Origin of the sequence: Streptomyces sp. NBC_00873, assembly GCF_045207415.1 — a bacterium.
GTDB lineage: Bacteria > Actinomycetota > Actinomycetes > Streptomycetales > Streptomycetaceae > Streptomyces.
The window spans coordinates 6,713,598-6,736,837 of sequence record NZ_CP108803.1; the positions used below are offsets into that span (position 1 = coordinate 6,713,598).

The following is a 23,240-nucleotide window of genomic DNA, read 5'->3' on the forward strand; positions in this document are numbered from 1 at the left end:
CGGTGTCCGTCCGGGGGGTGGGGGACATGGCCAAGCGCGAGCGGGTCGTACGGATGTCGGTCGAACAGCCGCTGTGGCGCGCGCTGACCGCGTACCGGATTCTGACGATGGTCTACGCGATCCTGCTGGCCTCCGTCGGCCGGGAGAAGTACGACCGGCCCTGGGTGGCTGTCGCCTTCCTGGGCGTCATGGCGGTCTGGACTCTCGCCACCCTCCCGAAGGTCGCGAACGCCGTGAGCTGCACCAAGCGGTTCCTCGGCGCCGACCTCGTCCTCGCCCTGACCGGCATCCTGCTCACCCCGCTCGCCGACTTCGAGGCCCAGTACGTCGACGGCCCGACCCTGCCGTCCATCTGGACCGCGGGCTCCGTCCTGGCGTTCGCGATCAAGGGCGGCTGGCGGTGGGCGGCGCTGGCCTCCACCTTCGTCGCCGTCGCCAACATCATCGAGCGCGGCGAACCCAGCCGCGACACCTTCCACAACGTGCTGCTGGTCTGGGTCGCCTCCATCGCCGTCGGGTACGTAGTCGAGGTCGCCCGCGCCAGTGAGCGCACCCTCGCCCGCGCCCTGGAGATCGAGGCGGCGACCCGGGAGCGGGAGCGGCTGGCCCGCGACATCCACGACAGCGTGCTCCAGGTCCTCGCCATGGTGCAGCGCCGCGGCATGGCGCTGGGCGGCGAGGCCGCCGAGCTGGGCCGGATGGCAGGGGAGCAGGAAGTCGCCCTGCGCACCCTTGTCTCCAGCGGTCTGGTGCCCACCACCCGGGTCTCCGAGGACACTTCCGAGGGCGCGGTGGTCCGTACGGTCGAGGTCGACGACCGGGAGGACGGCCCGTCCGGTTCGGCCGACTGCGATCTGCGCGCCCTGCTGGCCCCGCACGCCGGCTCCCGGGTCAGCTTCGCGGAGCCCGGTGCTCCGGTCCTGCTCGCCCCGGCGGCGGCGAAGGAACTCGCGGCCGCTGTCAGTGCCGCCCTGGACAATGTCAGGGTGCACGCCGGCCAGGACGCCCAGGCGTGGATACTCGTCGAGGACTGGCCCGACGAGGTGATCGTCACGGTCCGGGACGACGGCCCCGGCATCGCGGAGGGGCGGCTGGCCCAGGCCGAGGGGGAAGGCCGGATGGGGGTCGCCCTGTCGATCCGGGGGCGGCTGCGCGACCTGGGTGGCACAGCAGAGTTGATTTCGGTGCCTGGCCAGGGCACCGAGGTCGAGTTGAAGGTTCCGAAGGTTTCACGGGGGAAGGCAGGATCCGGTCGATGAGTACGGAGAACACCGCGGGCGCCGAGCAGCAGACCATCAGGGTGATGGTCGTCGACGACCATCCGATGTGGCGCGACGCCGTCGCCCGCGACCTCGCCGAGTCCGGCTTCGACGTGGTGGCGACCGCGGGTGACGGACCGCAGGCCGTGCGCCGGGCGAGGGCCGCCAACCCCGATGTCCTGGTCCTCGACCTGAACCTGCCGGGGATGCCCGGCGTCCAGGTCTGCAAGGAACTCGTCGGCTCCCACCCGGGTCTGCGGGTCCTGGTGCTCTCGGCGAGCGGTGAGCACGCCGACGTACTGGAAGCGGTGAAGTCCGGCGCCACCGGCTATCTGCTCAAGTCGGCCAGTACGCAGGAGCTGACCGAGGCCGTGCGGAGCACAGCCGTCGGCGACCCGGTCTTCACCCCGGGCCTCGCCGGACTGGTGCTCGGCGAGTACCGCAGGCTGGCATCCGACCCCGCGCCCGTCGCGTCGGACGAGCCGAAGGCACCGCAGCTGACGGACCGGGAGACCGAGGTGCTGCGGCTGGTCGCCAAGGGACTCTCGTACAAGCAGATCGCCGAGCGGCTGGTCATCTCGCACCGCACCGTCCAGAACCATGTCCAGAACACCCTGGGCAAGCTCCAGTTGCACAACCGGGTGGAGCTCGTGCGGTATGCGATCGAGCGCGGACTCGACGACGCCTGAGCTCAACGGCGCCCGATCTCCCGGCGACCCGCTTCGGGCTGCACGCCATCGAAGCCGTCCGGGACGGCGACTACGGCGTGATGGTCGCCCTGCGCGGCACGGACATCGTGCGGGTGCCGATCGCCGATGCGACCGCCCGGCTCAAGACGGTCGATCCGGCGCTCTACGCGAAGGTCGGCGTCCTCTTCGGCTGAGTGCGAGCGGCGCACCAGGGATACGGGCCGTATATTCGCGGCTATCCGGCCCGTGGCTCTGTCTTTCTGGAGAAATCGTGGAAATCCTGGCATTCGGTGTGCAGTCCGACGAGAAGCCGCTGATTGAGAAGGCCTTCGCCGGACAACAGCACGAGGTCCGCTGCCTGGACGTGTTCCTCAACAAGGACACCGCACCCATCGCGGCGGGCTACGAGATCATCTCCACCAGCGTCAACGCCGACCTGGGCAGCGGCGTTCTGCAGACGCTCGCCGCGGGCGGCACGCAGATGATCGCCCAGCGCTCCACGGGCTTCAACAACATCGACCTCGATGTCGCCGAACGTCTCGCCCTGCGGGTCGCCCGGGTCTCGTACTACTCGCCGTACTCGGTCGCCGAATTCGCCTGGACGCTCGCCATGGCGGTCAATCGCCGCATCATCCGCGCCGCGAGCCGCACGCGCGACTTCGACTTCCGGCTCGACGGTCTCCTCGGCCGGGACATGCGCGGCCGCACGGTCGGCGTGATCGGCACAGGCAAGATCGGCGAGGCCTTCACCCGTATCGCCCATGGCTTCGGGATGAAGCTGCTCGGCTGGGACGTGGCCGAGAACCCCGCCTGCACCGAACTCGGCATGACCTACGTCGAGAAGGAACAGCTCCTCGCCGAGTCCGACCTGATCAGCCTCCATGTCCCGCTGCTGCCGGCGACCCACCACATCATCGGCAAGGACGCCCTGGCCGCGATGAAGGACGACGCGATCCTGATCAACTCCAGCCGTGGCGGACTGGTGGACACCTCGGCCCTGGTCACCGCATTGCGGGCGGGCCGCTTCACCGGTGTCGGACTCGATGTGTACGAGGCGGAGGCCGGGCTCTTCTTCCTCGACAAGTCCCTGGAGGTCGTCGACGACGACACCCTGGCACGGCTCGTCACCTTCCCGAACGTCATCGTCACCTCGCACCAGGCGTACTACACGGAGGACGCCGTGGCGCAGATCATCGACGCCACCGTGCAGAACGTCGCCGACTACCTGGCCCGCCGCCGCAGCGACAACGTCCTCGTCCCCAGGCCTCCCCAGGACTAGGCCCTGTCCGGCCGATCTTCGTGGGCCCGCGACGTCCGGCACGGCACCTCGCCGCGTTGTCTTCAGTCGCCCAAGTACGCCCAGTACGAGGACGATCCTCCGCCTTGCGATGCACCGCACCGGACGCCGCAGGCTGATCCACGAAGATCGACCGGACAGGACCTGGTGCCCCTCCCGGCAAGTTTTGCCCCGACGGCCTCTGAGGCCCCGGACCGCTTCGGCGGATTCCGGAGCCCCGTCCGCGTCCGCGGTCAGCCGGGCACGGGCAGCCCCGCCAGCAGCTCGGCGACGATCGACGCGCCGCGCAGCGTCAGCACCGACTCCGGGTGGAACTGCACCGACGCGAACCCGCCCCCGCGCAGCGCGTGCAGTTCCCCGGTGGTCGCGTCCCGGCTCACCTCGATGGAGTGCGCGGCCAGCTCGGCGACCGTCTCGTCGTCGCAGCGTGCGGTGAAGCTGTTGTAGAAACCGACCGTCTCCGGGCGCCCGAACAGCTCGATCCGGGTCTGCGCGCCCTGGTGCGGCACGGTCTTGCGGACGATCTCCAGACCCAGCTCCGCCGCGATCAGTTCATGGCCCAGGCACACGCCCAGCAGCCCGTGCCGGTGCTCCCGCACCAGCTCCGCGGCGAATTCGCGCAGCAGCCGCATCTTCGGATCGCCGGTGTCGGCCGGATCCCCGGGCCCGGGGCCCAGCACGACCGGGCCCGTGTGCGCCCGTACGGTCTCGCGCAGCCCCGGCTCGTCGTAGCGGTGCACCGACACCTCAAGGCCCGAGGCGCGCAGCAGATGCGCCAGCATCGCGGTGAAGGTGTCCTCCCCGTCGATCACCAGCGCATGGCCGGAGAGCTCCTGCGTGCGCTCCTGCATCCGCAGCCAGAACGGCGCGAGCCCGTCCCGCCGGGCGTCCAGGGCGGCCCGCACCCGGGGGTCGCCGGCCAGTTGCGGACGCGTCTCCTCCGCCCGAGGGCGTCCCGGCCGCACGCCCAGTGCGGTCAGTACCCCCGCCGCCTTCGCATGGGTCTCGGCGACCTCGCTGTCCGGATCGGAGTGGCGTACGAGCGTCGCCCCGACCGGCACCCGCAGCCGTCCGTCGGCCGCGATGTCGGCGGTACGGATCAGGATGGGCGAGTCCAGGGTCTGTGCCCCGCCCGGCTCCTGCCGCAGCAGGGCCAGCGCGCCCGCGTAGTAGCCGCGGGCGCCGGGCTCGTACCGCTCGATGACCCGGCACGCGTTCTGCACTGGCGAGCCGGTGACGGTCGCGGCGAACAGGGTCTCCTTCAGCACCTCCCGCACATCCAGCGAGGAGCGCCCGCGCAGTTCGTACTCGGTGTGCGCGAGATGCGCCATCTCCTTGAGCCGCGGCCCGATCACCACGCCGCCCATGTCGCCGACGGTGCACATCATCTTCAGTTCCTCGTCGACCACCATGGAGAGCTCCTCGGTCTCCTTGCGGTCGCCGAGGAAGGTCAGCAGGCTCTCGGCGGTCGGCCCTTCGGCGGGGTAGCGGTACGTTCCGCTGATCGGGTTCATCACGACCGTCCCGCCGGACATCCGCACATGCACCTCCGGGCTGGCGCCGACCAGCGTCCTCTCCCCGGTGTGCACGACGAATGTCCAGTACGCGCCCCGCTCACCGGCCAGCAGCCGACGGAACAGGGCCAGCGCGTCGGTCCGCCCGAACCCCGGGATCTCGCCCTGGAAGGTGCGCCGGATGACGAAGTTCGCGCCCTCACCCCGCCCGATCTCGTCCTCGATGACCCGCCGGACGACGCCGGCGTACTCCTCGTCGGGGACGTCGAAGGCGCCGCCCTCGACCCGTACGTCATGGGTGGGCAGCGCGGCGAGCACCTCGTCCAGCGGAAGCTCGTACGTCTCGTCCGCGACCAGCACGGACAGCGGCGTCCCGTCGTCGCGCACGTCGAATCCGCGCTCGGCGATCTGCCGGAACGGCACCAGGGCGAGCGAGGGCTGCGGTCCGACCGGGAGACAGGCGAGCCGGTCAGCCTCCCGGACCCGGCCGATCAGCGCCTCGACGATGTCGTGGTCGTGACCGGGGGTGCGCCTGCGCAGCAGCGCGAACGGCGGGCAGTCGTCCCGGACCAGCCGGGCGAGGACGGATGCGGTGCGATGAGGCATGGGGTGGTGTTCCTTCCGGATGGAGGAACGGCCCCGAAACGCAGAGAAGGCCGCCCCTCGGGCGGCCTTCGCGTGGTCTGTTGCGCGCGATGAATCAGTGGGCCGCCGGATGAGCGGTCCACCACCAGTTCTGGTGCGTCTGCGCGAACATGTCCGAACCCTATCGGACGCCCGGTTCATCCGAGCGCGCGTCTCAACTGTTGAGCGTACGGATGGATGCCCCCCTGGACCCCGTAATGTTGTGGTTGTGACCGTGAACGCCAATACCTCCGTCGCCGGTGGCAACACCTGGCGAGACCTTCCCGCGGCGCAGCAGCCCGAGTACCCCGATGCCGAGGCTCTGCGCGATGTACTCGCGGACCTCGCGTCGTATCCGCCGCTCGTCTTCGCGGGCGAGTGCGACCAGCTGCGCGCCCGCATGGGAGCCGTCGCCAAGGGCGAGGCGTTCCTGCTGCAGGGCGGCGACTGCGCCGAGGCCTTCGACGCAGTGTCGGCCGACCACATCCGGGCCAAGCTGAAGACGCTGCTCCAGATGAGCGCCGTTCTGACCTACGCGGCCTCCGTGCCCGTCGTCAAGGTCGGCCGGATCGCCGGTCAGTACTCCAAGCCGCGCTCCAAGTCGACCGAGACCCGCGACGGCGTGACCCTGCCGACCTACCGCGGAGACTCCGTCAACGGCTTCGCCTTCACCGAGAAGGCCCGCGTCCCGGACCCGGACCGGCTGAAGCAGATGTACCACGCGTCCGCTTCCACGCTGAACCTGGTCCGCGCCTTCACCACCGGCGGTTACGCCGACCTGCGCCAGGTCCACGCCTGGAACCAGGACTTCGTGAAGTCGTCCCCGTCCGGTCAGCGTTACGAGGCGCTGGCCCGCGAGATCGACAACGCGCTGAACTTCATGAAGGCGTGCGGCACGGACCCGGCCGAGTTCAAGGCGGTCGAGTTCTACTCCTCGCACGAGGGGCTGCTGCTGGACTACGAGTCGGCGCTGACCCGCACCGACTCGCGCACCGGTGAGCTGTACGACACCTCCGGTCACATGGTCTGGATCGGTGAGCGCACCCGCCAGATGGACGGCGCGCACATCGAGTTCGCCTCGAAGATCCGCAACCCCATCGGCATCAAGCTCGGCCCGACGACCACCGTCGACGAGGCGCTCGGCTACATCGACCGCCTCGACCCGGACCGCGAGCCCGGCCGGCTGACCTTCATCGTCCGGATGGGCGCCGACAAGGTCCGCGACAAGCTCCCCGCGCTGGTCGAGAAGGTCACCGCCTCCGGTGCGGTCATCGCCTGGGTCACCGACCCGATGCACGGCAACACCTTCGAGGCGGCCTCCGGCCACAAGACCCGTCGCTTCGACGACGTCCTGGACGAGGTCAAGGGCTTCTTCGAGGTGCACAAGGGCCTCGGTACGCACCCGGGCGGCATACACGTCGAGCTCACCGGTGACGACGTCACCGAGTGCGTCGGCGGCGGCCACGAGATCTTCGTGGACGACCTGCACCAGCGGTACGAGACGGCTTGCGACCCGCGGCTCAACCGCAGCCAGTCGCTGGACCTGGCGTTCCTGGTCGCCGAGATGTACCGGGACCAGTAGCCGTCACCGCAGGTGGCGCACGTACGACTGTGGGGCACGGATCGATGTGATCCGTGCCCCACAGGGCGTTCCGGGACTTTTACCGGTCCTGGGCGCCGGGTAAGGTTAGGTTAGCCTCACCGTTCAGCGGGGTGGCATCCATGACCCATCCTGCCGGGAGGTGAACCGCATGTACGTCTGCTCGTGTTTCGGCATTACGGAGCAGCAGGTCAAGGAACATGCGGACGCCGGGGCGTGTACCCCCCGCCAGATAGCCAACGCCTGCAAGGCGGGCACCGACTGCGGCGGCTGTGTCCGCCGGATTCAGGCGATGCTCGGCCGCGGTGCGTGCGCGCGCCGGGAACTGCTGGACCAGAAGCAGGCCCCCGGTGACGCCCCCGAGCAGACCCCCTCGATCGCACCAGGTGTGGCCCCCCGCATCGGTCCGGGCATCGCCCCCGGACGGATCCCGGGCATCGGTCCCGGCCCGGTCCCGGGCATCCGGCTCCCCGACGCAGCCTGAACCCGGCTCTCCCGGACTCAGCTGTCAGGTGTCCCGGACTCAGCTGTCAGGCTGCTCGATCTGCTGCGCGATGTAGAGCGGCTCGCCGAGCTTCTCGATCAGTTCCAGCTGGGTGTCGAGGTAGTCGATGTGATGCTCCTCGTCCTCCAGGATCGATTCAAAGATATTTGCGGACGTGATGTCGCCCTTCCCGCGCATCAACTCGATACCGCGCTTGAGCCGGTCGATCGCCTCCACCTCGACCTGGCGGTCGGCCTGGAACATCTCGGTGACCGTCTGGCCCACGCGTACGTGGAAGAGCCGCTGATAGTTGGGGAGTCCATCGAGGAAGAGGATGCGGTCCGTCAGGGTTTCGGCGTGCTTCATCTCGTCGAACGATTCGGACCGGGTGTACTTCGCGAGCTTCGTCCAGCCGAAGTTGTCCTGCATCTTCGCATGCAGGAAGTACTGATTGATGGCAGTCAATTCGGCGGTCAGCTGTTCGTTCAGGAACTCGAGGACCTCGGGGTCGCCCTGCATCGCAGAGGCTCCTTCCAACCGGTGAACTGGGCACGTTGGCCGCATCCTCGCACCGCACCCCCCAGTCGTCCAGTAAGTACATGCTTAGTACGAGTTGCCCGAATAGTCGCACCCTGGTCATGACCACCCCTGCCTGTCTGTCACCATGGAGGCATGGGTCAGCCGGAAAGCCGGGAATACCGCGAATCAGAGCAGGCCGAGCTTCCGCCGGGTCAGCGACTGCAGCGCGGTTGGCCGGTTACCCACTACGGGCCCGTTCCCAAGTTCAAGCCCGACCGCTGGGAGTTCCGGGTCTTCGGGGCCACCGCGGACGGCGAGAAACACTGCTGGAACCACCAGGAGTTCTCGGCCCTGCCGTTCTCCTCGGTCGTCGCCGACCTGCACTGCGTCACGAAATTCAGCATGCTCGGGGCCGAATGGGGCGGGGTGCTCGCTCGTACGATCCTGGAACTCGCGCCACCCGCGCCCCAGGTCACGCATGTGATGGTCTGGGCCGAGTACGGATTCAGCTCGAACCTGCGGCTCGCCGACTTCACCTCGGACCGCACGCTTTTCGCCACCCACAAGGGCGGTGAGCTGCTCACCGCGGAGCACGGCTTCCCGCTGCGCCTTGTCGTGCCGCACCTGTACGCCTGGAAGGGGCCCAAGTGGGTCCGGGGCGTCGAGTACATGACGGCCGATCGCCGGGGCTTCTGGGAGGAGCGCGGCTACCACAACATCGGCGACCCGTGGCGCGAGCAGCGCTACTCCTACCAGGAAGAGCCCGGGGAAGGCCCCGAGCTCTGACCTGACGGTCCCGGTGCGGGGCCGTTCTCAGTGGGTGTACTGGTGCACCACCGCGTGGCCCTTGCCGCGAACCGTATACCCCCTAGGGGTATTCCTCGATGGGTTTCGCGGTCAGCCGCAGTCGCGCAGCCCCTTCAGCCGCGCCACATCCGCCGCATGGCCTTCCTTGCCGCCCGGCGTCTCGATGATCAGCGGTACTCCCGCCGTCGCCGGATGAGCGAACAGCTCCCGGAACGGATCCTCGCCGATGTGTCCGGCGCCGATGTTCTCGTGCCGGTCCTTGTTGGCTCCCACCACGTCCTTGGAGTCATTGGCGTGGATCAGCTTCAGCCGCCCCTCGCCGACCGTGTCCACCAGCAGGTCCAGGGTCTGCTTCATGCCCGCGGGGCCCGCCAGATCGTGCCCCGCCGCGTAGATGTGGCAGGTGTCGAGACAGATACCGAGCTTGGGGTGGGCGTCGAGTGCGTCGAAATACGGGCCGAAGTCCCAGGTCCGCGAGCAGAGCGAGAATCCCTGTCCGGCGGTCGACTCCAGCAGCAGATAGGGGTCGTCGTCATGGGTCAGCTCGTCGAGGAGCGGCCTCATGTGCGTCCGTACCTGCGCCAGGGCCTCCGCGCGCGGCCGGCCGCCGGTCGCCGAGCCGGTGTGCACCACGACGCCGAGGGCGCCGATCTCACGGGCCCGGCGCAGGGAGTGGCGCAGCGAGTCCACGGACTTCTCCACGGTGGCCTCGGTGTGCGAGCCGAAATTGATCAGGTACGGGGCGTGGACGTATGCCGGTATCGACTCGGCTGCACACTCGGCGCGGAACTGTTCGTCCTGCGCCGGGTTCCCGGTGGGTGTGGCCCAGCCGCGCGGATTGGCGACGAAGACCTGGACGGCCTCCGCCCCCATCTCGCGGGCGTAGGGCAGACCGACTTTGGCGAGGCCGCCGGCCACGGGGATATGGCCGCCGACGGGGTTGCGCATATGGATCTAGAGCCCCTTGGTCTTGATGGTGATGGTGCTGCCCTCGGGGGCCTGTTCGCCGCCGTCCACGGACTGACTGGCGATCTTGTCGCTGAAGGAGAGGAACGGGCGGTCGACCTTGACCTCGAAGCCCGCGTCCTTCAGCAGCCTCGTCGCCTCGTCGGCGTCCTTGCCGGTGACGTCCGGTACGTCGATCATCCGCGGGCCCTTGGAGACCGTGAGCGTGATGGTGTCGCCCTCGGCGACCTGGGCACCCTGGCCCGGGGACTGGTGCGCGATGTCGCCCTCGACCTCGGGAGAGTTGACGCGGCCGGGCAGTACCTCGGCCTTCAGCCCTTCATCGTCCAGCGCGGCGGTGGCGTCCTGGACCGACAGTCCGGTGACATCGGGGACGTCGACCGGGCTGCCCTTGCTGACGACCAGGGCGACCGCGGAGTCGGGGTGGCGCTCGGCGCCCGCTCCGGGATCCGTACGGATCACGTCGCCCCGGTCGAACTCCCCGCTGAACTCCTTGGTGACCATGCCGGGCACCAGCCCGCTCTTCTTCAGCGTCTGCCTGGCCTCGGCCAGCGCGATGCCCTCGACGGCGGGCACCTTCACGATCTCCGGGCCGCGCGACACGGTGATCGTCACCGAACCGTTGCCCCGGATCCGGGCGCCGGACTTCGGATCGCTGGCGATGACCCTGCCGCGCTCGACGCTGTCGCTGTAGGCCCGGTTGACGCTCTTCAGCTCCAGCCCGGAGTCCGAGAGCCGCTGCCCGGCCGCCTTCTCGGTCTGGCCGAGCAGGGAGGGGACCCGGGTGAACTGTCCCGAGTTGATGTACCAGACACCGGCACCGGCCCCGAGCACCAGCAGCGCGGCGACGATCGCGGCAAGCATTCCGCGCCGCGGCCCGCGTCGGGCCTGCCGGTCCTGCTCGGGCGGCAGCGGCGGGGGCATCTCCAGCCGACTGGTGTGATGGGCGGTGCCCTGACCGTCCGGGAGCACCCGGGGGATCACACTCGTGCGGTCCTCGGCGACGTCGTGCACCTCGGCGAGGGCCTGCGGTGGTACGGCGTCCAGTTGTTCGTCGGTGAGCGCGGCGCGCGCGGTGCGGGCCTCGGCCAGCAGGGCCACCGCGTCGAACGGGCGGACCTCGGGGTTACGGGCGGTGGCGCTCGCGACCAGGTGGTCCAGCTCGACCGCGAGCCCGGGGACGACGGCCGAGGGGGCCGGGACGTCCTCGTTGAGGTGCTGGTAGATGACCTGGGCGGGGGAGTCGCCGGTGTGCGGCTTGGCGCCCGTCAGCATCTCGTACAGCACGACACCGCAGGCGTACACATCGGCGCGGGTGTCCGCCGTGCCGTGCTCGATCTGCTCGGGGGCGAGGTAGGAGACGGTGCCCAGGACGGATCCGGTGGTGTTCGTGACGGCGCCCACAGCCCGTACGAGACCGAAATCCGCGACCTTCACCCGGCCGTCGTCCCCTATCAGGACGTTCTCCGGCTTCATGTCGCGGTGCACGAACCCCGCCCGGTGCGCGGCACCGAGTGCGGCGAGGACCGGCTCCAGGATGTCCAGGGCGGCCCGCGGCTGCAGGGCGCCGCGCTCACGCAGGACGTCGCGCAGCGTGCAGCCCGCGACGTACTCCATCGCCAGGTAGACGTACGCCCCCTGGGCACCCTGGTCGAAGACCGCGACCACATTGGCGTGGGCGAGCCTGGCCACCGACTTGGCCTCGCGGATGAAGCGCTCGACGAACGAGGCGTCCGTGGCGAGCGCCGGGTGCATCACCTTGAGGGCGAGCACCCGGTCGAGCCGGGTGTCCACGGCCCGGTAGACCGTGGCCATGCCGCCCACGGCGATGCGGGCATCGACGCGGTAGCGGCCGTCGAGCAGCTGCCCGACAAGAGGGTCCTGGAGGGTCGTATCCACGCAAGCGAGTCTACGAGCCACCGCGGACACGACCGACGGGCCGGGGCGATCCCGGGGCCGTACTGCAGCCGAGCCGTGACAGGGACATGCACTTCAGACCGACCGGCGATTGGGGGGCGGCGTCACGGGGCTGGGGCGCGTACCTCGCGGTGTTGTCGTCCATCACCATGTTCCCTAAGCTCTCGGCTTCGCTCGAGCAGGGGAGGCCCCATTCGCCATGGCTCAATCCTCCGCCTTGCGATGCACGCACCCCAGCCCCGCTCCTTCACCCACCCCCCCCATTGCCGGTCGGTCTCAGCAGCGTACGGACCCGGGGACGCGCGCTCAGAACGCCGGCCGCTCCGGGTCCAGCACCGCCCGGCCCTCCACCGGTGAGGAGGCCTCGGCGAAGTGGCGCCGCGGGATCCGGCCCGCGCGGTACGCCAGCCGCCCGCCGTCCACCGCGTGCCGCATCGCCGCCGCCATCAGCTCGGGCTCCTGCGCCCGGGTCACCGCCGACGCCAGCATCACCGCCGCGCACCCCAGCTCCATCGCGAGGGCCGCGTCCGATGCGGTCCCGGCGCCCGCGTCGAGAATGACCGGCACCCGGGCCTGCTCGACGATCAGCTGGAAGTTGTGCGGATTGCGGATGCCCAGCCCGGAGCCGATGGGGGAGCCGAGCGGCATGATCGCCGCGCATCCCACGTCCTCCAGTTTCCGGGCGAGCACCGGGTCGTCGCTGGTGTACGGCAGGACGGTGAACCCGTCGTCCACGAGGATCTCCGCGGCGTCCAGCAGCTCGACCGGGTCGGGCAGCAGAGTCCGCTCGTCGGCCACGACCTCCAGCTTGATCCAGTCGGTGCTCAGCGCCTCGCGGGCCAGCCGGGCGGTCAGCACGGCCTCGCCCGCGGTGAAGCAGCCCGCCGTGTTCGGCAGGACGCGGATCGAGAGGCGTTCGAGGACGGAGAGGACCGAGCCCTGCACGGTCGGGTCGAGGCGGCGCATCGCGACGGTGGTCAGCTCGGTGCCGGACGCTGTCAGGGAGCGTTCGAGCACGTCGAGGCTGGGCGCCCCTCCCGTTCCCATGATCAGCCGGGAGCCGAACGTGGTGCCGCCGAGGGTGAAGAGATCGTCGGACATGGTCAGCCTCCCTGGACCGCGGTGAGGACTTCGATCCGGTCGCCGTCGGCGAGGGCGGCGGCCGACCAGCGGCTGCGCGGGACGACGGTCTCGTTGAGGGCCGCGGCGACCCCGGAGGGCGCCGCCGTCAGAGTCGCCACAAGGGTCTCCAGGGTGGTGCCCGCGGCGATCGGACGAGGATCGCCGTTCACGGAGACGGTGAGCGGAAGGGAGTCGGTCATGCGGGCTGCTCCTGACGTACGGAGGCGGAGGGCGGTACGGGGGCGGGTGCGAATCGTTCCGGGGCGAAGGGGTGGGCCACGGGGGGCAGCTCGCCGGTGGTCAGCAGCTCGGCCATGGCGTCACCGGTGACGGGGGTGAGCAGCACGCCGTTGCGGTGGTGGCCGGTGGCGAGGTGGAGGCCTGGCAGGGTGGTGGGGCCGAGCAGCGGGGCGTTGTCGGGGGAGGCGGGGCGAAGGCCGGCCCGGGTCTCGGTGAGCGGCAGTTCGGTGATGCCGGGCACCAGCTCGTGGGCGTCGCGCAGCAGCTCGTACACCCCGCCCGCCGTGACGGTGGTGTCCCAGCCCATCTCCTCGCTGGTCGCGCCGACGACGAGCTCGCCGTTCTCGCGCGGGACGAGATAGACGTGGCTGCCCCGGACCACGGCCCGCACGGTGCGGGTGAGGAACGGTGCGTAAGCGGCGGGCACGGTCAGCCGGAGCACCTGTCCCTTCACGGGCCGCACCGGGGGAACGACCTCGTCCGGCAGCCCGGCGAGCCGCCCGCTGAGGCTGCCCGCGGCGAGTACGACCTGGTCGGCGGCCAGCTCCGTACCGGCCGCGAGTACGGCTCCGGCGGCCCGGTCCCGTGCCACCCTGAGGCGTTCCACCCAGTCGCGGTGGAAGACCACCCCGGCCCGTTCGCAGGCCGTCAGCAGAGCGGCGGCCAGTCGGCGGGGATCGACCTGGTGGTCGCCGTCGACCCGCAGACCGCCGCGCACGCCCGGCGCCAGCATGGGCTCCAGCCGGCGGCACTCACGGCCGGTGAGCCACTCCGACTCCAACCCCGAACGCTGCTGCAGCAGATGCAGCTCCCGCAGATGGGCGCGGTCGTCGGAGTCCAGGGCGACCGCCAGGGTGCCGCAGGCGCGGAAGCCGATGTCCTGGCCGCTCGCCGCCTCCAGTTCGGCCGCGAAGGCCGGGTAGCGCGCGGCGGACGCGACATTGAGGCCGAGCAGCATCTGCTCGCCGTAGTGGAGTTCGGTGACGGCGGCGAGCATCCCGGCCGCGACCTGGGCGGCCCCGCCGCCCGGTTCGGGGTCGACGACCGCGGTGCGCAGACCGCGCTGCGCAGCCCGCCAGGCGGTCACCAGACCGATGATCCCGCCCCCGATGACGAGGACGTCGGATCCTTGTGCGCATACGGATGTGTTCCCGGAAGAACGCATGGGCGTCCAGCCCCTCCCTTCGCCGGCATGACCCGGATCAGGTTCGTACGGTCGGAGGCCGCTCAGCCTCCCTCTCAGCCCGGTGCGTCCGGGCTCCCGCGAGTGTCTTACGGTGGCCACCCTAGACCCCGTCCCCCCGGCCCCTGTAAGGGAGCAGCCATCGTGGCCCGTTCGCTCGACGGACTCGTCCTCTCGCCGGTCGCCGACCAGGCGCCGGGCCAGGTCGGCACCCGTACCCGCTTCACGTACCACGAGGAGGACGGCCGGATCTGGGCCGAGTACGCGGGCGGCGACGTGGTCCGGGGCCATCTCGTCGGCACCAGGACCGCCGATCGACTCGACTTCCTCCCCCATGGCCTCAAAGGCATGGGAGGTGCCCCCTCCGTCCAGTTGAAGCAGGACGGAACGACATCCTCCGGACACTGCCTCTCCACCGTCGTCGACCTCGCGGACGGCCGCGTACGGCTGGACGAGCGGTGGGAGTGGGAGTCGCAGGAGGGCAGCGGGACGAGCGTGGTCGAGGAACTGTCTAGCTGACGGACCGTCAGGTGTTTAAGGCCGACCGGCAATTGGGGGGTGGGTGAAGCAGGGGCTGGGGTGCGTGCATCGCAAGGCGGAGGATTGAGCCATGGCGAATGGGGCCTCCCCTGCTCGAGCGAAGCCGAGAGCTTAGGGAACATGGTGATGGACGACAACGCCGCGAGGTGCGTGCCCCAGCCCCGTGACGCCGCCCCCCTCAATCGCCGGTCGGTCTAGGGTGGACAGGTGAGCGAGCAGCAGACTGAGCAGCCGGACCGGCGGACCGAGCGCCGTATCGTCATCGTCGGTGCGGGCATGGCCGGTGTGCAGACCGCGGTGGCCCTGCGGGAACAGGGCTTCACCGGCCCGGTCACCCTGATCGGCGCCGAACCCCACCAGCCCTACGACCGGCCGCCGCTGTCCAAAGGGGTGCTGCTCGGCAAGGCCGAGGACTCCGCCTTCGACGTCGATTTCGATGCACTGGACATCGATCTGCAACTGGGCCGCGAAGTCACCGGTGTGCGCCCCGGCGCGCATGAGCTGGACACCCCGTCGGGACCCGTGCCCTACGACGTGCTGGTGATCGCGACCGGCGCCGAACCGGTCGTCCTGCCCGGCGCCGAGGGCGTTCCCGGCGTCCATCTGCTGCGCACCCTCGACGACGCGGCGCGGCTGCGCCCCGTCCTCGACGAGCAGCACGGCGTCGTGGTCGTCGGCGCGGGCTGGATCGGCGCCGAGTTCGCCACCGCGGCCCGCGCCGCGGGCTGCGAGGTCACCGTCGTCGAGGCCGCCGACCGGCCCCTCGCGGGCGCCATGCCCGCCGAGGTCGCCGCCCCGATGACCGCCTGGTACGCCGAGAGCGGCGCCGAACTCCTCACCGGAGCCCGGGTCGCCCGCATCGAACCCGGCCGGGTGATCCTCGCGGACGGCCGCACGATCCCGGCCGGAGCGGTCGTCGTCGGAATCGGCGCACGGCCCGCCACCGGCTGGCTGGCCGGCTCCGGCATCGCGCTCGGCCCCGACGGATCGGTGACCGCCGACGGGGCGCTGCACGCCTCGCTCCCCGATGTGTACGCGGTCGGTGACTGCGCCTCGTTCCCCTCCGCCCGGTACGGCGAACGCCTTCTCGTCCACCACTGGGACAACGCCCTCCAGGGCCCGCGGACCGCCGCCGCCAACATCATCGGCGCCGCTGCCGACGGTGACCCCGCGCCGCTGACGTACGACCCCGTGCCGTACTTCTGGTCCGAGCAGTTCGACCGGTTCGTGCAGTACGCGGGTCACCACGGGAGCGCCGACACCCTGCTGTGGCGCGGCGATCCCGCCAACCCCGCCTGGTCGGTGTGCTGGCTGCGCGACGGCGTCCTGGTCGCGGTCCTCGCCGTGGGCCGGCCGCGCGATCTGGCGCAGGGGCGCAAGCTCATCGAGGCGGGGGTGCGGCTCGATCCGGAGCGGGCCGGTGACCCGTCCGTACCGCTGAAGTCGGCGACTCGTCAGTAGGCGTACGGGCAACGAACGTTGACGTCCGCTATGTGGACAACCCCTTGGGCGGGGATAAAAGTTAGTGCACTGTGCATCTTTTAGAGTGCTCATTTCATATCTCTTCAAAGGATGCGCATGTTTCGACACAGATGGGCCCGCGCGCTGCGCGGAATCTCCATGGCCTCGGCGTCGATCGCCCTCGTCGGAGGCGCACTCGCCGCCCCGGCGTACGCGGGCACCGCTCCCCAGCCCGGTTCCAACCCGGCTGTCGACTACCAGGACCCGATCGACGCGCTGCCGCCGGTTTCCCGCCCGGACACCAAGCACTGCTCGGTGACGGCCGTCGACCACGACTTCGGCTACACCCTCGGCGGACCGCCGTACACCACCACGCTCACCCCGCCCGAGACGTGCAAGGGTCCGTGGAACAAGGTCGTCCTCGACTGGTCGGGCAGCGTGAAGGGGCGTCAGTACGACCGCCTCGCCGCGGTCTTCATCGGTGGCGCGGAGGTCTTCCGCACCAGCACCGCCGAGCCCGACGACGACGGCATCAGCTGGCACGTCGCCAAGGACATCACCGACTTCGCGCCGCTCCTCAAGGACCCGCAGAAGCTCCAGCTCGAACTGGGCAATGTCGTCAACGACACGTACACCGGCGTGTACAAGATCAACCTGAAGATCACGTACTACCAGGCCGACAAGCGTCACCCGGCCGCCACCACGGCCGACCGCATCGTCCCGCTCGGTAACACCGGCTCCACCGGCGCCCCCTGGATGAACGTCGGCAAGGGCGGCTCCACCCGCACCGAGGTCACCTTCCCGCGCAATCTGACCCGCGCGCGCCTGGAGGTCTACGCACGTGGGGGCGGCTGCGACGAGCAGTGGTTCGACGCGGTCCCCAGCGACCTGGCGGAAACCGCTCCGGACTACCTCTGCGGCGGCGGCCCCTACCGTGAGGTGCAGGTCGCGGTGGACGGACAGCCCGCCGGTCTCGCCCAGCCGTACCCCGTGGTGTACTCCGGCGGCATCGTGCCGACCCTGTGGCGCCCGATCCCGGCCATCGACCAGTTCAAGACCGAGGCGTACGACATCGACCTCACCCCCTTCGCGGGTCTGCTGGCCGACGGCAAGCCGCACGCCATCAGCATCACCCCGTACGGTGCGGCCGACGGCTGGACCGTCGACGGTTCGCTCTTCCTCGACACGGACGCGCACGCGTCCCGCACGAGCGGCAAGGTGACCACCAACACGCTCAGCCACACCCCGGTCGTGAAGACCGTCCAGACCCCGGGCAAGGACGGCTCCACGGACGTCTCCGTGTCGACCGGCCGCTCCTGGAAGATCTCGGGCTATGTCGAGACCTCGAAGGGCCGGGTCACCACCACCGTCGAGCAGGAATTCGCGTACACCAACACGGACACGGTCTCCAGGACCGGGCAGCAGCAGACGATGCACCAGCGCGACCACGGCGCCACCACGGTGACGACCACGACGGGCGGGCGTACCAGCGCACAGCGGCACGCCTGGTCCTACCCCATCGACGTCGACATGGACATCCCGGTCTACGGCGACTACAACAACTACGACCTGAGGGCCGCCGTCACCCAGCGCCGTGTGCTGATCGACACCTCCCGGACGGGCTCCGCGCGTACGTGGCGCACGGACGCCGTCACGGACGACACCGTGGACTCGACCGGCAACCTCGCCCGCACGGGCGGCGTGGTCACCGCCGCGGACGGAGCCTCGGCCGAGAAGTACCGGGGCACCACCGACACCGGAGCCTGCTACTCGCGTGTCCTGGAGTCCGCCCATGGCTGGATCACCAGCGACCAGCAGTCCGGTTGCCGCGTCGCGGACGTGGTTCGCGAGGCCCTGAAGGGATGAGTCCGGGTATCGGCTGTCAGTGCGGGATGGCAGGCTTGTCCTGTGACCGAGATTGACGCAAAGATCGATGCTCTCGTCCCTGCCTGGCTCCACCTCCCCGACATCGCAGAAATGTTCGATGTCGAGGTGACGCGTGTGCGGCAGCTGGTCAAGGAAGGCCAGCTCATCGCCGTACGACGTGGTGAGAACCGGGCGCTCCAGGTGCCTGCTGCCTTCATCGACGGCAACAAGGTGGTCAAGGGCCTCTCCGGCACCCTGACGCTCCTGAGGGACGACGGCTACTCCGACGAAGAGATGTTGGAATGGCTCTTCACCCCTGACCCGACCCTGCCGGGTACCCCCGCACAGGCGCTGAGCGAGAATCGCGGCACGGAGGTGAAGCGCCGCGCCCAGGCGCTCGCCGTCTGACCGGGACGGCCGTACGCGGGGTACGGGCCGTGCGCCTCTGCACGGCCCGTACCGCCGTATCGAGCCGCCCCGCCGTACCGCTCCGCAACCACCCGCCGTACCGCTCCGTCCCAAGGGGGACCGCACCATGCCCACGCCTCGCGCGCTGCTGTCCGACGCCCGGCTCTATCTGTGCACGGACGCCCGCAGGCGCGAGGGTGACCTCCCCGAGTTCCTCGACGCCGTGCTCTCCTCCGGAGTCGACATCGTCCAGCTGCGCGACAAGGGCATGGAAGCGGCCGAGGAGCTCGAACACCTCGCTGTCTTCGCCGACGCCTGCAGGCGCCACGGCACGCTCCTCGCGGTGAACGACCGGGCCGATGTCGCCCATGCCATCGGCTCCGATGTGCTCCACCTCGGCCAGGGGGACCTGCCCGTGCCCGCCGCCCGGGCCATCGTCGGCGGGGACGTGGTGATCGGCCGCTCCACACACGCCGAGTCCGAGGTCGACGCGGCCGTCGCCGAGCCCGGCGTGGACTACTTCTGCACCGGACCCTGCTGGCCCACCCCGACCAAGCCCGGCCGGCACGCCCCGGGCCTCGACCTCGTGCGGTACGCCGCCTCGCTCGGCGGGGCGCGCCCGTGGTTCGCCATCGGCGGGATCGACACGGACAACCTCGACGAGGTGCTGGACGCGGGGGCGCGCAGGGTCGTGGTCGTACGGGCCATCACCGAGGCCGACGACCCGGCTGCGGCCGCCGCCGGGCTCGCGAAGCGGATCAGGGCGCGCGCCGACGTCTGACAAGCACATCAGGAATGTCGCAGGGCATCCACGAACGACCGGGTCCGCCCGGAGGCTGCGCGAAGAGTGTCCGAGGGGTGGACAAACCACCGGTCAATTCGGGCAATTGCCGCTGGTCTGGTCGGGGCGGCCTCGAGCCCTGGTTAACCTTCAGTATGGCCCTTGGCACTCCTTCTACCAGGACAGATCACGCACGCACCGTGCGTGAGCTTCTCGCGACCGGCGAGACGTCGTATTCGTTCGAGTTCTGGGCACCCAAAACCGAGAAGGGCGAGCGGAATCTCTGGAATGCCCTGCGCCGTGTCGAGGCAGTGGGGCCGAGCTTCGTCTCCGTGACATACGGCGCCGGCGGCTCCACCCGGGCCGGAACGGTGCGGGCCACCCAGCAGATCGCTGCCGATTCCACGCTCACCCCGGTCGCCCATCTGACCGCCGTCGACCACTCCGTCGCCGAACTCCGCAACATGATCGGGCAGTACGCGGACGCCGGAATCAGGAACATCCTCGCCGTGCGCGGCGACCCGCCGGGCGACCCGATGGGCGAGTGGGTCGAGCACCCGCAGGGTGTGCGGTACGCGGCCGATCTCGTTCGGCTCATCAAGGAATCCGGCGATTTCTGTGTCGGCGTCGCCGCATTTCCCGAGATGCACCCGCGCTCGACCGACTGGGACACCGACATCCAGCATTTCGTGGACAAGTGCCGCGCCGGCGCCGACTACGCGATCACGCAGATGTTCTTCAATCCGGACGACTATGTGCGTATGCGTGACCGAGTGGTTGCTGCGGGTTGCGACACGCCGATCATCCCCGAGGTCATGCCGCTCACCAGCGTCAAGCAGTTGGAGCGGTTTCCGCAGCTCAGCAACGCGTCGCTGCCGTCGTCGCTGAAAGAACGCATCCTCGCCGTCAAGGACGATCCCGCCGCTGTACGCTCCATTGGCATTGAGTTCGCGACGGAGTTCTGCGCGAGACTGCGCTCCGAGGGTGTGCCCGGAATGCACTTCATCACGCTCAACAACTCGACGGCGACGCTCGAAATCTACGAGAATCTCGGACTGCACAAGCAGTCGTGACCGGCCGTACCCGCCACGACCCGGGGCGGTGGCCGTAGAAGGGGGCGGGCATGGGCTGGACGGTCCTCTACATCGCGTTCGGCATCGTGGCGTTGTGGCTGCTCGGCGAGGTGCTGCTGCAGTACAAGGCGCGCCTTCGCTGGCGCCTGCTCGCCTTCGGCGGTTTCACCTGTGTGGTCGTCGGCGTACTGATGCCGTCCGTGTTCGTCATCGCCGTCGGCACGATCGCGTTCGCCACCGGCCAGACGTACGTCACGCTCTCGTTCCGGCGCGGCTTCTCGACCGGCTGGGCCATAGGAGGCAGGCCGGGCGAGAGCCGTCGCCGCCGGTCGGGGGGCGACCGGGACACCCACCGGGAGCCCACGCTGGAGGTGTCGGACCTGGAGATGGCGTACGACCGCTCGGACCAGGACGAGGCGAGCGGCCCCGCTCCCGCGAGCGGGGCCGCGGTCTACGAGCCGGAGCCGCTGCCCGACGACACCGGGCAGTACGGCATCTACACCGACCCCCAGCCCGCGCAGCAGTCGCAGCCCCAGTACGCCTCCTACGACCCGTACCTGGACTACACCGCGCCCGCCCAGGACGCGTATGCCGGCCAGGACAGCTACGACGGGCAGGGCACGTACGCGAGCCAGGACTCCTACGCCGGACAGTACGACTACGGCACGGGCCGGCAGCAGTACGCCGCGTACTCCGACCCGTACATCGGCACCACCACCGGCTCCCCGCAGTACGGGGCGCAGGACCCGTACGCGAGCCAGGACAGCTACGGCGGTCAGCAGCAGTTCACGGCAGACCCCTACGCCCAGCAGTACGCCTCCGAGACGCCGCCGGGCGGCGTCTGGGTGCCGCAGCAGCGCGAGGGCGAGCAGCCGCCGCCGCTGCCGCCGCTGCCGCCGCTGCCACCGGAGCAGCCCGCACAGCCCGCGCCGTCCCCGAACGGCTACGACACCGGCTACAACGACCAGTACCGCTACTGACGGGGCGGGCCGCGCCGTGCCGCCGGGCGAAGGCCGAGCCCGTCGGCTGCTGGAGGACGGAGCGGCGACCGGACGTGCCCGGCATCCGCCCCCTCAGGGTCACCGGGCCCCTCAGAGGCTGTCGGGCTACCTCTGATCGGGCGGTCGTGCCCTGGCACGCACCCTCGCAGCGTTGCCGAAACGTCCTGGTAGCTCCTTCCCCGAGCTACCAGCTTCGTTCGAGCAGGGGAGGCCCCGTCCGAGGACCTTCCGGCGCCTTGCGATCGCACGCACCAGGCCCCGCCCGCTTCCCGATCGAAGGTTGCCCGACAGCCTCTCACCGGGAGCCGCCGAAGCCGTCCCCCTCCACGATGAGCCCGGCGACGAGCGCCCCCGACATCCCGGCGTGCGCGAGCCCGCCGCCCGGGTGCGACCAGCCGCCCGCGAGGTAGAGCCCGGGCAACCGGGTGCGGTTGCCCGGATGCAGATACGCGCCCCCGGCCCCGGCCAGCGCGGGCGCGGGCACCGAGCCGCCCTCGGCGCCGGTGTCGGCCGCGCTCTCGACGGGCGTCCGCACCTCGGCGTGGAGCACCCGCTCCCGTATCCCGGGAACGGCTGCGCCGGCCGCCTCGATCAGCGTGGCGGCGTACCGCTCGCGCAGCGCACCGTCCGTCCAGTCCACCGCGCCGTGCGGGGCGACCGTCGCCGTGAGCGTCACGGCCTCGTGCGCGTCGTCGGGGCGGGTCGTGGGGTCGTCGGGGCGGATCACCGTCACCGTGGGAACTGCGGCGAGCCGGCCGCCGAACACCGCCTCGCACTCTGCCGCGCCGTCCGCGCCGTGCACCACCGTCCGGTGCACCGCGTCCGAGGGCCGGGCGCCGCGCAGCGACAGCAGGACCTCGAACCGGCCCGGCACCGCCGTCCCGCTGCCCGGTCGTGGCTGAGCCGTCACATCACCGCTCTGCCAGAGCCTTTGACCCGGCACCAGACCCGGGTGCGGCCAGGCCCCCAGCACCACATGGTCGGCCTCCGCGACCGTGCCCGCGGCGAGCTCGACGCCCGCTGCCCGGCCGTCCCTCTCCACGACCCGGGCCACCTCGGCGCCGAAGATGAACTCCACCTTCCGGGCCAGGCACCGCTCGTGCACCGCCTGCGCCAGCGCCCGGATTCCGCCCGTCACGTACCAGCTGCCGAACGTCTCCTCCATGTACGGCAGAAGGGCCGCGCTCGCCGGTGCGCGCTGCGGATCGAGGCCGTACGACAACGCGTATCCGTCGAGGAGAGCGGCCAGCCGGGGGTCCGTCAGCTCCCAGGCGCCGACCTCCGCGACCGTGCCCGCCAGGCGGGGCGAGCGCAGCAGTCGGCGCTGCCGGAGTGCCGGGTACGGATCGCGGCCCAGCACCTCCCAGTCGGGGCGCAACGGCTCCTCGAGCAGCGGCCGCCGGGACCGGTCCCAGGCATCGCGGGCCCGGTCCAGGAACCCGCCCCAGCTGCCGCCCGCACCGGCCCCCAGCGCACTGTCCAGGGCGGCGACCACCCCGGCGCGCGAGGCGTTCGGCAGCGAGACCGCCGTGCCGTCGGCGAAGAGATGGCGGCTCGCCGGATCGACCTGCGTCATCGTGACGCACCGCTCCAGCGGCTCCTTGCCGGTCTTCACGAACAGGTCGCGGTAGACGGCGGGCAGATGCAGCAGCGAGGGGCCGGTGTCGAACGCGAAGCCGTCGCGGGCATACCGGCCGACCGAGCCACCGAACGTCTTCGACCGCTCGTACACCGTCACCCGGTTGCCCGCCACGGCCAGCCGGGCGGCCGCCGCCATCGCGCCCATCCCGGCGCCGATCACCGCAATACGTGCCATGTCAGTGACCTTAGCGGCCGGCACCGACAGCTCGGACCGACCGGCACATGGGGGGCGGCGTCGCGGGGCCACC

22 protein-coding genes, 1 pseudogene and 1 riboswitch are annotated in these 23,240 nt (G+C 70.6%); of the genes and pseudogenes, 14 read left to right on the forward strand and 9 right to left on the reverse strand.

Annotated features, from left to right (window positions below; genetic code table 11):
* Positions 1 to 26 precede the first annotated feature (26 nt).
* The 4 genes and pseudogenes from macS to OH809_RS31000 all read left to right on the forward strand — a co-directional run bounded on the left by macS (position 27) and on the right by OH809_RS31000 (position 3,227).
* Positions 27 to 1,259 (forward strand): MacS family sensor histidine kinase, encoded by a 1,233-nt coding sequence (gene macS, locus OH809_RS30985; protein WP_406418680.1) that lies wholly within the window; start codon positions 27 to 29, stop codon positions 1,257 to 1,259.
* Entirely contained in the window at positions 1,256 to 1,948 is a 693-nt protein-coding gene (locus tag OH809_RS30990; RefSeq protein ID WP_406418678.1) for a response regulator, read from the forward strand. Before macS ends, OH809_RS30990 begins: the two co-directional genes overlap by 4 nt.
* Positions 1,949 to 1,971: 23 nt before the next feature.
* Positions 1,972 to 2,142: pseudogene (locus OH809_RS30995) on the forward strand (6-phosphofructokinase); the annotation flags it as partial.
* Positions 2,143 to 2,219: 77 nt separating this feature from the next.
* Entirely contained in the window at positions 2,220 to 3,227 is a 1,008-nt protein-coding gene (locus OH809_RS31000; protein WP_406418676.1) for a 2-hydroxyacid dehydrogenase, read from the forward strand.
* A 251-nt stretch (positions 3,228 to 3,478) separates the two neighbouring features.
* On the opposite strand, the gene OH809_RS31005 is transcribed toward OH809_RS31000, so the two are convergent.
* Together OH809_RS31005 and OH809_RS31010 are read right to left on the reverse strand one after the other, a co-directional pair.
* On the reverse strand, positions 3,479 to 5,365 hold the full coding sequence (locus tag OH809_RS31005) for an anthranilate synthase family protein (RefSeq protein WP_406418675.1): 1,887 nt from the start codon (positions 5,363 to 5,365) through the stop codon (positions 3,479 to 3,481).
* A gap of 94 nt (positions 5,366 to 5,459) precedes the next feature.
* Positions 5,460 to 5,516 carry a trp operon leader peptide gene (locus OH809_RS31010; protein WP_107063558.1) on the reverse strand — a complete coding sequence of 19 codons (57 nt, stop codon included), beginning with the start codon at positions 5,514 to 5,516 and terminating at the stop codon, positions 5,460 to 5,462.
* A gap of 102 nt (positions 5,517 to 5,618) precedes the next feature.
* Between OH809_RS31010 and OH809_RS31015 the strand changes: the two genes are divergently transcribed.
* Together OH809_RS31015 and OH809_RS31020 are read left to right on the forward strand one after the other, a co-directional pair.
* Complete coding sequence (locus tag OH809_RS31015) at positions 5,619 to 6,965, forward strand: class II 3-deoxy-7-phosphoheptulonate synthase (protein ID WP_406418673.1); 1,347 nt, start codon at positions 5,619 to 5,621, stop codon at positions 6,963 to 6,965.
* 169 nt (positions 6,966 to 7,134) lie between these two features.
* Complete coding sequence (locus tag OH809_RS31020; RefSeq protein WP_406418672.1) at positions 7,135 to 7,467, forward strand: bacterioferritin-associated ferredoxin; 333 nt, start codon at positions 7,135 to 7,137, stop codon at positions 7,465 to 7,467.
* A 39-nt stretch (positions 7,468 to 7,506) separates the two neighbouring features.
* Here OH809_RS31020 and bfr read toward each other — a convergent pair whose 3' ends face one another.
* Positions 7,507 to 7,986, reverse strand: a complete 480-nt coding sequence (bfr, locus tag OH809_RS31025; RefSeq protein ID WP_266986592.1) for a bacterioferritin — start codon at positions 7,984 to 7,986, stop codon at positions 7,507 to 7,509.
* A gap of 153 nt (positions 7,987 to 8,139) precedes the next feature.
* Between bfr and OH809_RS31030 the strand changes: the two genes are divergently transcribed.
* Positions 8,140 to 8,772 carry a sulfite oxidase-like oxidoreductase gene (locus OH809_RS31030; RefSeq protein ID WP_406418670.1) on the forward strand — a complete coding sequence of 211 codons (633 nt, stop codon included), beginning with the start codon at positions 8,140 to 8,142 and terminating at the stop codon, positions 8,770 to 8,772.
* A gap of 111 nt (positions 8,773 to 8,883) precedes the next feature.
* Here OH809_RS31030 and OH809_RS31035 read toward each other — a convergent pair whose 3' ends face one another.
* From OH809_RS31035 to thiO, 5 genes are all read right to left on the reverse strand, one after another.
* Positions 8,884 to 9,741 carry a deoxyribonuclease IV gene (locus OH809_RS31035; RefSeq protein WP_406515940.1) on the reverse strand — a complete coding sequence of 286 codons (858 nt, stop codon included), beginning with the start codon at positions 9,739 to 9,741 and terminating at the stop codon, positions 8,884 to 8,886.
* Positions 9,742 to 9,747: 6 nt separating this feature from the next.
* The gene (gene pknB / locus OH809_RS31040; RefSeq protein WP_406418666.1) at positions 9,748 to 11,658 is read right to left on the reverse strand and encodes a Stk1 family PASTA domain-containing Ser/Thr kinase; all 1,911 of its coding nucleotides are present in this window, start codon (positions 11,656 to 11,658) and stop codon (positions 9,748 to 9,750) included.
* Between the two features lie 324 nt (positions 11,659 to 11,982).
* Positions 11,983 to 12,777 (reverse strand): thiazole synthase, encoded by a 795-nt coding sequence (locus OH809_RS31045; RefSeq protein WP_406418664.1) that lies wholly within the window; start codon positions 12,775 to 12,777, stop codon positions 11,983 to 11,985.
* Positions 12,778 to 12,779: 2 nt separating this feature from the next.
* Positions 12,780 to 12,998, reverse strand: coding sequence for a sulfur carrier protein ThiS (gene thiS, locus OH809_RS31050; protein ID WP_406418662.1), 219 nt, complete (start codon positions 12,996 to 12,998; stop codon positions 12,780 to 12,782).
* Positions 12,995 to 14,203 carry a glycine oxidase ThiO gene (gene thiO, locus OH809_RS31055; protein WP_406418660.1) on the reverse strand — a complete coding sequence of 403 codons (1,209 nt, stop codon included), beginning with the start codon at positions 14,201 to 14,203 and terminating at the stop codon, positions 12,995 to 12,997. Before thiO ends, thiS begins: the two co-directional genes overlap by 4 nt.
* Positions 14,201 to 14,313, reverse strand: a riboswitch (TPP riboswitch). Its footprint overlaps the gene before it by 3 nt.
* Positions 14,314 to 14,365: 52 nt before the next feature.
* Here thiO and OH809_RS31060 point away from each other — a divergent pair.
* The 7 genes from OH809_RS31060 to OH809_RS31090 all read left to right on the forward strand — a co-directional run bounded on the left by OH809_RS31060 (position 14,366) and on the right by OH809_RS31090 (position 21,330).
* Complete coding sequence (locus OH809_RS31060) at positions 14,366 to 14,740, forward strand: hypothetical protein (protein WP_406418658.1); 375 nt, start codon at positions 14,366 to 14,368, stop codon at positions 14,738 to 14,740.
* Positions 14,741 to 14,968: 228 nt separating this feature from the next.
* Positions 14,969 to 16,222: an NAD(P)/FAD-dependent oxidoreductase gene (locus OH809_RS31065; RefSeq protein ID WP_406418656.1), complete on the forward strand. Its 1,254-nt coding sequence runs from the start codon at positions 14,969 to 14,971 to the stop codon at positions 16,220 to 16,222.
* A gap of 117 nt (positions 16,223 to 16,339) precedes the next feature.
* Positions 16,340 to 18,088 carry a peptide-N4-asparagine amidase gene (locus tag OH809_RS31070; RefSeq protein WP_406418654.1) on the forward strand — a complete coding sequence of 583 codons (1,749 nt, stop codon included), beginning with the start codon at positions 16,340 to 16,342 and terminating at the stop codon, positions 18,086 to 18,088.
* A gap of 42 nt (positions 18,089 to 18,130) precedes the next feature.
* On the forward strand, positions 18,131 to 18,496 hold the full coding sequence (locus tag OH809_RS31075; RefSeq protein WP_037697030.1) for an Rv2175c family DNA-binding protein: 366 nt from the start codon (positions 18,131 to 18,133) through the stop codon (positions 18,494 to 18,496).
* A gap of 127 nt (positions 18,497 to 18,623) precedes the next feature.
* Complete coding sequence (gene thiE, locus OH809_RS31080; protein WP_406515941.1) at positions 18,624 to 19,277, forward strand: thiamine phosphate synthase; 654 nt, start codon at positions 18,624 to 18,626, stop codon at positions 19,275 to 19,277.
* A gap of 155 nt (positions 19,278 to 19,432) precedes the next feature.
* A complete protein-coding gene (gene metF, locus OH809_RS31085; RefSeq protein ID WP_406424886.1) occupies positions 19,433 to 20,350 on the forward strand; it encodes a methylenetetrahydrofolate reductase [NAD(P)H] in 918 nt (305 codons plus the stop codon).
* A gap of 50 nt (positions 20,351 to 20,400) precedes the next feature.
* A complete protein-coding gene (locus OH809_RS31090) occupies positions 20,401 to 21,330 on the forward strand; it encodes a hypothetical protein (RefSeq protein WP_406515942.1) in 930 nt (309 codons plus the stop codon).
* A 316-nt stretch (positions 21,331 to 21,646) separates the two neighbouring features.
* Here the strand turns inward: OH809_RS31090 and OH809_RS31095 are convergent, their stop codons facing one another.
* Entirely contained in the window at positions 21,647 to 23,167 is a 1,521-nt protein-coding gene (locus OH809_RS31095; protein WP_406515943.1) for a phytoene desaturase family protein, read from the reverse strand.
* Between the last annotated feature and the right edge of the window lie 73 nt (positions 23,168 to 23,240).